At 64.2% G+C, this 1803-nt stretch carries 3 protein-coding genes; 1 reads left to right on the top strand and 2 read right to left on the bottom strand.

What is annotated here, in order from left to right; all coding sequences use genetic code 11:
• Window positions 1–606: DUF4115 domain-containing protein (locus tag Q0X16_RS13220; protein WP_297835325.1), on the top strand; the 606-nt coding region annotated here is incomplete at its 5' end.
• Window positions 607–615: 9 nt separating this feature from the next.
• Here Q0X16_RS13220 and phnX read toward each other — a convergent pair.
• Window positions 616–1431, bottom strand: a complete 816-nt coding sequence (phnX, locus tag Q0X16_RS13215) for a phosphonoacetaldehyde hydrolase (protein WP_297835322.1) — start codon at window positions 1429–1431, stop codon at window positions 616–618.
• A gap of 55 nt (window positions 1432–1486) precedes the next feature.
• Window positions 1487–1803: hypothetical protein (locus Q0X16_RS13210; RefSeq protein ID WP_297835319.1), on the bottom strand; the 317-nt coding region annotated here is incomplete at its 5' end.

Below are 1803 nucleotides of genomic sequence, written 5' to 3'. Positions count from 1 at the left end.
GCGACACCGTTTGCCGGACAGTTGTTCAGCGGCCAGGGCGTGCAGGTGGCGATCACAATGACACAGCGTTCGTGGTTGAGCGTAGCCGTCGATGGCGCGGAGCGTTTCAGCGGCGTCGCCCGGCCAGGGACGATCCTCGAATATACGGCCACGGGTGAGATCATACTGCGCGCCGCCAATGCCGAAGCGCTGAGCGTCATCTACAATGGCCAGCGCCAGGGCACGTTCGGCAACCGAGGGCAGCGAGTCGAAGTCGTGTTTAGCACGACCGGCGTTCAGATCAGCAGCGGGCAGAATTTCGTTGAGCCGACGCCGGTCGCCAGCTTCACGCCCATCCCGACCAACGCCACTGATGTTGGCGCGCTCATCGCCGCCCTGACACCGAGTGCCACGCCCGGCCCCAGTCCGACCGCCAGCAACACCCCACCGCCGACCGATACGCCGACGGTTACATTGACACCATCGATCACGCCGACACCGACCGAGACACCGCTGCCGACGGAGACGCCGACCGCGACCAACACGCCTGGCCCCAGCCCGACGCCGACCGCCATCCTGCCGCCGCGCGAGCCGCTGTTCACTGCCACGCCGACCAAGACCGGTTGACGCGCTGACCTACGGCTTTTCGCCCGCAGCCAGCCGCCGCTCGACGTCGTCCAGCAGCGGCGGCAGATCGGCAACGCTGTCGATCACGTAGTGCGCTCCCGCCTGATACAGTCGCTGGTAGATCGGTGCGAGCCGAGCCCGCAAATCCGTCGCATCAAGCGCATCGACTTCGGCGGCGTTCATGCCTAGTTCGTTGCCGGTCTTCGCGATGCCTACCGTCCACATGCCTGCATTCAGCCCTTCGGCAATATCAGCAGGCGTATCACCAACCTTGACCAGCGCTGTCATCGGGTAAATGCCGAGCTTCATCGCGTTCATGAAGGCCATCCACGGCGCGGGGCGGCCTGCCAGGGCTTCGTCAGCGCCCACGGACGCATCCGGTTTGTAGCCCTGCGCCGCCGCAACTGGCATCAGTGCATCCAGCATCGCTCGCGTGTAACCAGTGGTTGAGCCGATCTTCAGACCGCGCGCCTGCAACACCGCTACCGCCTCGACGACGCCCGGTATCGGCGCGGCGTACTGTGCGATGACCGCGATCTGACGCGGGGCGAAATCATCGTACACGCGCTGAACGTCGGCGTCGGTTGGCGCTGCGCCGTGGACTGCCGCCCAGGCTTCACGTACACGTGGCAGCGCCAGCACAGCAGCGATGTGATCGCGCTTGTGCAGCCCCATCGGCGCGCGGGCTTCCTCTAAAGTGATCTCGACACTATGCGCGTGGAAGCCCTCGATAAAGACCATCGTCGGCGCGAAACAGCCGTAATCGACCGTCGTCCCGGCCCAATCGAAGATGATCCCGCGCACCTGCTGATTGCTGGATGGCATAATCATTCCCTCATGCGTAGACCTGCCGCGTTATTCTAACGCGCGCCGCTGCCACCTACCGCACAGGGATCGTCATATCGCGAGCGCGTTCCAGACGGTCTGCGTACACGTCGAGTTGGGCGCTGTGTTCGCGCTTGTGCCCATAGGACGTATAGACGACGAAATCGTCAACCGAGTATTCCTCACCATACCAGGGCAGCGTTCCGGTCTGGCGCAGTTGCTCCGGCGTGAACTGATGCGCCAGCGCCAGCACCTGTGCGTGGGCCTGTCGGTAATCAGCCATGATCTCGTCGAAGGTTTTGTCCCGGCAGCGCGCGACCATCTCGTCGTTGAAATCGTCGCCGAGCCGCATCATGTCTTCCAGCACGGGCG

The organism is Thermomonas sp., from assembly GCF_025993755.1.
Classification (GTDB): Bacteria; Pseudomonadota; Gammaproteobacteria; order Xanthomonadales; family Xanthomonadaceae; genus Thermomonas.
The sequence above is the reverse complement of the archived record's forward strand: the minus strand, read 5'-3'. Positions and strand labels throughout refer to the sequence as shown.

Excerpts from the sequence above, each read along its gene's own strand:
- phnX (WP_297835322.1), bottom strand. The coding sequence starts at position 1,431 with ATGCCATCCAGCAATCAGCAGGTGCGCGGGATCATCTTCGATTGGGCC.